Source organism: Pseudacidovorax sp. NFM-22 (assembly GCF_021401245.1).
Classification (GTDB): Bacteria; Pseudomonadota; Gammaproteobacteria; order Burkholderiales; family Burkholderiaceae_C; genus Xenophilus.
The window spans coordinates 799,013-805,647 of sequence record NZ_JACBFY010000003.1 but is presented as its reverse complement, the minus strand read 5'-3'; the positions used below and the strand labels follow the sequence as shown (position 1 = coordinate 805,647).

General features: G+C 66.2%; 6 protein-coding genes. All 6 read right to left on the bottom strand.

The window, feature by feature from the left end; genetic code table 11:
• The coding region (locus tag L0984_RS14890) for an acyl-CoA dehydrogenase N-terminal domain-containing protein (protein WP_234194421.1) at nucleotides 1-142 on the bottom strand (142 nt) is incomplete at its 3' end.
• 106 nt (nucleotides 143-248) lie between these two features.
• On the bottom strand, nucleotides 249-800 hold the full coding sequence (locus L0984_RS14885) for a MarR family winged helix-turn-helix transcriptional regulator (RefSeq protein ID WP_234194386.1): 552 nt from the start codon (nucleotides 798-800) through the stop codon (nucleotides 249-251).
• An 89-nt stretch (nucleotides 801-889) separates the two neighbouring features.
• Nucleotides 890-1,696: an alpha/beta fold hydrolase gene (locus L0984_RS14880; RefSeq protein WP_234194385.1), complete on the bottom strand. Its 807-nt coding sequence runs from the start codon at nucleotides 1,694-1,696 to the stop codon at nucleotides 890-892.
• A 118-nt stretch (nucleotides 1,697-1,814) separates the two neighbouring features.
• Nucleotides 1,815-3,032 carry a xanthine dehydrogenase family Fe-S subunit gene (locus L0984_RS14875; protein WP_234194384.1) on the bottom strand — a complete coding sequence of 406 codons (1,218 nt, stop codon included), beginning with the start codon at nucleotides 3,030-3,032 and terminating at the stop codon, nucleotides 1,815-1,817.
• Between the two features lie 6 nt (nucleotides 3,033-3,038).
• Nucleotides 3,039-3,890 (bottom strand): FAD binding domain-containing protein, encoded by an 852-nt coding sequence (locus L0984_RS14870; protein ID WP_234194383.1) that lies wholly within the window; start codon nucleotides 3,888-3,890, stop codon nucleotides 3,039-3,041.
• Nucleotides 3,887-6,268 (bottom strand): xanthine dehydrogenase family protein molybdopterin-binding subunit, encoded by a 2,382-nt coding sequence (locus L0984_RS14865; protein WP_234194382.1) that lies wholly within the window; start codon nucleotides 6,266-6,268, stop codon nucleotides 3,887-3,889. Before L0984_RS14865 ends, L0984_RS14870 begins: the two co-directional genes overlap by 4 nt.
• Nucleotides 6,269-6,635: the final 367 nt, after the last annotated feature.

The following is a 6,635-nucleotide window of genomic DNA, read 5'->3' as shown; positions in this document are numbered from 1 at the left end:
TCAGCTTGGCGCACTCTTCCAGCACGGCGGCGGCGGTGTCCAGGCCGGCGTCGCCAAAGCCCGGCATCTGGGCGATCTCGTCGATGCGCGCCAGATGCTCGATGTCGAACAGCATGTCCTTCAGGGGGGCCGTGTAGCTCATATCAGCGAATTGGTTGGTATGCCTGCGCCGCAGGCGTGAACGCGACTGGCACGATGCCGTATGCATCGCGCCGCCAGAGACAGTGCTGAAGGGTGGAGCCCCTCGGCTATTCCGGGTGCTCCTGCTGCTCCAGCTGCCGCTCCATCTTCTCGTGCGCATCGACAAGCCTCGCCAGGAGCTTCATGAAGACTTCCCGGTCCTCGGGAGGCAGCGGCTCGATCAGCAGTTCCTGCGATCGATGGATGCTCTCCTGCAGGTCGTTGATGAGCTTCAAGCCCTCCGCGGTGATGACAGACAGCCTGGAGCGGCGGTCCTCGGGGTTCACGCGCGTCTCGACAAGCCCCTTGTCCGCCAGGCGCTTGAGCACCTCGGCCGTCGTCGTACGGTCCAGGGAGAGCTCCCGACCGATGGCTTTCTGGTCCAGCCAAGGGTTCATGGACAGCGCCGTGAGCATGCCCACCTGCAGAGGCGTGATGCTCTCGGACTTGCACAGATCGAAAAACAGTGCCTGGCCGATCTGGGTGAGTCGGCGAATCAGGAACCCAGGGCGACGCCACATCACCTCGCGCAGCGGATTGAAGGGCTGGGCACCCTGCCGCTTCACCGGCTCTGCCGACCCACCCTTCTTCTCTTTGGCCACGGAGGAACGCTTCGTCATGTCGAGATCGCCAGTACTTTCTCCATCGAGTGTATCGACTGCCTCATTGCCCAAAGCACGATGCAACTGTCCCAACGCCGCGGCCGACGCTAGAGGAATTCAACCTCAAGATGCGCTCCCAGCAAGCGGTAGAACGAATCTTCGTCGTCCCAGGGGATCATGTGCCCGGCGCCGTGCACCACGCACTGCGTCAAGCCCGGCGCCAGCGCCTTGATCTCTGCCAGGTCGTCCGCGAGCACTGTGCCGCCCTTCCCCGCCGCCATCAGGAGTCCAGGCGTCTTGAGGCTGGCCAGATCGCTATGGATGTCGTCGTCGTGAAAACCGGCATGCGCCTGGGCAATCGCCTCCTCGCGGCATGTGTGCAGCCATTCGGCCCGCAGTTGCAGCTGTTCGTCGGTCCAGGTGGGCGCGTAGCGGCGCAGTTCGTCGGCCGAGATCCCCTGTGCAGCCAGCCGGATGGAATCCACGTACCACGACAGCGGCACCGGATAGGGACGGCGGCCCGGGCCGGAGACTGGGGGATCGATCAACAGCAGCCGATCGATGCGCCGAGCGTCTCGCGTGGCCGCGCGGATCGCGACGCGGGCACCCATGGAGTGCCCGAGCAGCGTCACGGGAGCCCAACCCTGCAGCGCCATCAGTTCGACCACATCGCTCGCCATGGCGTCGAGACTCGCGTCCATGCCGGGCTCGCTGAACGACAAGCCCCGCCCCCGGAAGTCCAGGACATGGACGTCGAAGTGGCGGGCCAGCCGCTCGGCAACGAAGCCCCAGGTGATCGCGGGACTGGTGATGCCTGGGAGCAGCAGCATGCAGGGGCCTTGCCCGCCATAGCGCAGCAGGTGCAGGCGAACCCCGTTGGCACGAACCTGGTACCCATAAAGAAAGTGGCTCAATGCAACTCCTCGGTCGTCCGCTCAGCAGCCGCGGTCAGCCAGGGGCGCGTCGGAGCTTGCGTCGACAAGCGCTGGCGCCGTGTTCTCTGCGGCGTGCCGACACATGACGGGGGAACTCTCATGAACGCGGCTTCGCTCCGAACCAACTGCGAATCCGGTTCCACAGCACGCTCCACATCATCCCGGCCATGGACACCGTGGGGGGCGCTCCATCGATCGGCCCCGCCTGCCCGCTCAGCCGACGCGAGATCTGGTGGCCGAAGTCGGCCACCATGCGGCGCACGAAATCCTTCACGAGGCCCGAGCGCGAGAACTGCGCGAGCGGGCCCTGCAGCGCGTAGATCATGTCCACGTGGACCCGGGTGCTGTCGGCAGACAGCGCTTCGAGCCGATAGGTGATGTCGCCCTGGGTGCGCGACTTGCTCAGGCTGTCCTGACCTGCGCCCCTGAGGACGGCGCGCCGGGCGGCATCGTCGCGCTCCAGCCGCGCCGCGCCTGCGAAAGCGGCCGACATCGGGCCGAACTTGATGGCGATGGTGCCCTTGACCTTTTCTCCCTCGTGCGAGTCGATGGTCGCGCCGGGCAGACAGGACGCCACCGCGGGCAGGTCACCCATGAACGCCCATACCCGGTCGATGGGATGAGGCACATCGAAGTGGACTTCGATCGCATTGCCCTTTGCCTTGGCTTTGGCCATGGCCACCGGATCGACTTCCGCCATGTCGGCGATGCCGGCCGCATCAGATGCGGCAGCCTTGCCGGGCGATGGCGCCGGCGGTTCGGCCGGCACGGTGGCATCTGGGCGCTTCACCGCGGCCGTCCGCGGCGCGCTCAGTCTCTGGCGCAGCCTTTCGAACTGCGCGTCGGGCGCGTCGCGCTGCTGCTGCAGCACGTCGAGGATGGCATCGACGATGCCCTGGTATCCCGTGCAACGGCACAGATTCCCGGAAAGCTCCAGACGCACACGGGCTTCGTCGGCATCGGGAAGTCGAAGCACGATGTCTCGCGATGTGGCCAGCATCCCGGGCGTGCAGAAGCCGCACTGCAGCGCATGGTGCCGCGTGAACGCCTGGCGCAGCAGTCGCATCGCTGCATCGTCGTCGTAACCCTCGATGGTGGTGACTTCCCGGCCGTCGCATGCCACCGCGAAGGTGATGCAGGAGCGCGTGGGCTGGCCATCGACGAGCACGGTACAGGCGCCGCACACGCCGTGTTCGCAGCCGAGGTGTGTGCCGGTGAGGCGGAGTTCGTCGCGCAGGAAGTCGGCAAGATGCGTCCGGGGCTCGCTCGCCCGGGTGACGCTGCGACCGTTGACGTGAATGCTGATGGGGTCCAAGTGCTTCTACTCCGCGTGTTGGGTGCCGGCCAGGACGCCGGACTGCTCGAGTGCGCGCTCCACGCAGGCGGTGAAGAGCTTGTGATCGATCGCGTCGCGGCCGGGCAGCGCCGCACGCACCGCCGCCCCGAGCGAGTGCCGATCGGCAGCACTGGCGCCCTTGCGCTCGATCTCGGCTGCGAGGGCATGCAGAAGGATGGGAGGACCATCCGCGGCCCCCAAGACAATCCGTGCACGCTGGGCCGAAGCGTCAAAGTAGACCGCCGCGCTCGCTTCCGCGAACTCGCCTGGTTTGCGGCAGACCTTGTGGTAGCCCCAGTGCGTCGCAGAGGTCGGCGCCGGCACCGCGACAGACACGATCAGTTCATCGGACTCGAGCACCGTCGTGTAGGCACCAAGCATGAACGAATCGACGTCGATCGTGCGTTCGCCGCGCGGCGATCCGACCACCACCCGTGCGCCGAGTGCGGCAAGCACCACCACCCAGTCCGCCGCAGGATCGGCATGGGCCAGGCTGCCACCCACGGTGCCTCGGGTACGTATCGCGCGATAGGCGATACCGGACGCCACCTGACGCATGGGGTGCTCCGCCAGCGGAGGATGTATGCCGTCCTCGATCTCCGCGTGGGTGACGGCGGCGCCGATTTCGATCCAGCCGGCCGTGCGGCTGACGGCGCGCAGGCTGGCAATCTGCGCCACGTCGACCACCTGCGCCGGCCGCGCCAGCCGCAGGTTGAGCATCGGGCCGAGGGACTGGCTGCCGCCCATGGCCTTGGCCGTGCCCGCGCCCGCCGCCAGTGCCGAAATCGCGTCGTCGATGGAGAGAACGCGCGTGTATCCGAACTTCGGTGCCTTCATCGCATGTGCTCCTGCCCGCGCTTCGCGGTCTCGAGAGCGGTGAGCAGGCGACGCGGCGTCAGCGGCGTCATCAGCACCTCGGCGGCACCGGTGCCGCGCAGGGCGTCGTTCACCGCGTTGAAGATCACCGCAGGCGGTGCAATCGCCCCTCCCTCCCCCACGCCTTTGGCGCCGAACTCGGTGTGCGGCGAAGGGGTCTCGAAATGGTCGATGCGGATGCGTGGCACCTCGGTGGCGCCGGGAAGGATGTAGTCCGCCAGCGTGGACGCCAGAGGCTGGCCCTGTTCGTCGTACGGACTCTCCTCGTACATCGCAGTCCCGATGCCCTGCGCAATGCCGCCGATGGTCTGACCCTCGACGATCATCGGATTGACCATGGTCCCGCAGTCCTCGACGACCACGTAGTCGAGGATCTCGACTTCGCCCGTCTCGGTGTCGACGGCCACCACCACCGCATGTGTGGCATACGTGAAAGTGCCGGTGTCGACGGCGGGCTTGTAGGCGCGTGACACCTCCAGCCCCCCCAGATGGACGTTGGCGGGCAGGTCCTGCGGCGTGAGATACCAGGCGCCACCGACGTCCGATAGCGGAATCGACTTGTCGCCCGACACTGCGCGTCCTTCGACCAATGCAACGGTCTGCGCCTCTACGCCCATGAGATAGCCGGCGATCGACTGGATGCGCGGCAGGAGCTCCTTGCACGCGACCGAGATCGCACCGCCCGACATGACGGTGGCGCGCGAGGCGTAGGTACCCGAGGAAAACGGCGTGAGTGCGGTGTCGCCATGCACCACCCGGATTCTTGCGACCGGAATGCCCAGAACGTCATTGGCAATCTGCGCGAAGCTGGTTTCCATGCCCTGGCCATGCGAGTGCACGCCCACGCGAACCTCGAGGCCGCCGTCCGCCGTCATCCTCACGACCGCCTGATCGAAGCCCGGCACCACAGGCAGGCCCCAGTTGGCGAACACCGTCGTGCCATGGGCCGATTGCTCGGTGTATGTGGCGGTGCCAAACCCGATGAGGCGCCCGTCCGGCTCACCGCGCGCCTGGCGCTCCCGGACGGCCTTCAGTTCGATCATCTCCACGGCGCGGCGCAGGCTTGCCGGAAAGTCGCCGCTGTCGAAGTGCTTGTTGGCCACGTTGACGTAGGGCATGGCCGAGGCCGCCACCAGGTTGTCCAGACGGACCTCCCAGGGCTCGCGGCCCACCTCCCGAGCCACCGCGTCCATGAGGAGTTCGATCGCGAAGCACACGCCCGTGCGTGCCACGCCACGGTAGGCCATGAACCCGGGCTTGTTGGTCGCGACGCACAGGGTTTCACACCGGTAGCCGCGGAAGCTGTACGGACCGGGCAGATTGCCGATCGCCTGGCCAGGCTCGAGTCCGACGAAGAAGGGATAGTAGGAATAGGCTCCCCCATCAATGGTGATGACCGCATCGAGGGCCAGCAGCTTGCCGGTGCGGTCCGCATAGGCCGTGAGCTGGTAGTGATGCTGCCGCGTGTTGGCACCGACGATCAGGTGCTCGCGCCGATCCTCGAGGTAGCGGAACGGCGTGCGGTAGGTCTTGGCCAGCCAGGCGACGCAAAGGTCTTCGGGATAGAGCTGCCCCTTGTAGCCGAAGGCACCGCCGACGTCGGGGGACACGACGCGCACCGCTTCCTCGTTCATGCCAAGGTGCTGAGCGATGCCGACGCGAAGCAGATGCGGGACCTGGGTGGCACTGACGACGACCAGCTGATCGGTCTGGAAATCCCAGTAGGCCAGGACCGACTTGCCTTCAAGCGGAACGATGCACTGGCGCGACAGCTCGACCGCGCGGCTGACCTTCACTTCGGCCTGGGCGGCGAGCGCGTCGAAGTCGCGGTCTGCACGCAGCGTAAGGAAGACGTTGTCTTTCCATTCGGGATGCATGAACTCGCCGGTGGCCGCGAGGGCCGCCTCAGCGCTGTAGTACACGGGCAATTCGTCGTACGAGACGTCCACCTCCTCCAGCAGGTCTTCAGCGATGGCACGCGTCGGAGCAACGGCCATGGCGACGGCCTCCCCCACGTGACGGACCTTGCCCGAGGCCAACGGCGGCAATGCCGAGTACTGGTAGGTGGGCACCGAAGACGGCGAGCCGATGTCGGCGGCGTCCAACATCATGTCCCGCACGAACACCTTCCCCGCGAGAGCGTGGGGAATGTCGACACCCGTGACCACCGCATGCGCCAGCGGGCTGCGCAGGAACGCGACCTCCTGAAGGCCCGGCAGCACGAAGTCGCCCACGAAGTTGCCCTTGCCCACCAGGTGGCGCGCATCCTCCTTTCGAGGAACCCGGGCGCCGATGCCCTCGTGCTTCAAGAGCCTCGCCGGAATGTCTGCTCGGTCCATGCAATTCCTTTTCCTTGAGTTGTTTGCGGGTGCCGGACTTCATCGAGTCCGCCCATCTCCGGCAATGCCCAGGTGATCGACGTGCGGAGCAAGCCCCTTCGCCGCACTCGTGCCGGGCCCTGCTGCCAACGCTCCTCCGGGCAACACCATCAATATATGACAGTTCACTGACCAAAAGTATAGGGCGGATAGCAGAACGAGGGAAGCTTGCCAAAGCCGATGCAAACCCTAAGAGCATTGCCTCCTGAATCTGGTGCGTCAGAGTGCTTGGAACGCCCCTCAATGGGATAATTTCAGGCCGCGATGGCCCACTCTGGTGCAGCCACGTTGCAGTGCAAACCCGCACTTGAAAACGTCCTCAACTCTC

Excerpts from the sequence above, each read along its gene's own strand:
- L0984_RS14870 (WP_234194383.1), bottom strand. The coding sequence starts at position 3,890 with ATGAAGGCACCGAAGTTCGGATACACGCGCGTTCTCTCCATCGACGAC.
- L0984_RS14885 (WP_234194386.1), bottom strand. The coding sequence starts at position 800 with ATGACGAAGCGTTCCTCCGTGGCCAAAGAGAAGAAGGGTGGGTCGGCA.
- L0984_RS14865 (WP_234194382.1), bottom strand. The coding sequence starts at position 6,268 with ATGGACCGAGCAGACATTCCGGCGAGGCTCTTGAAGCACGAGGGCATC.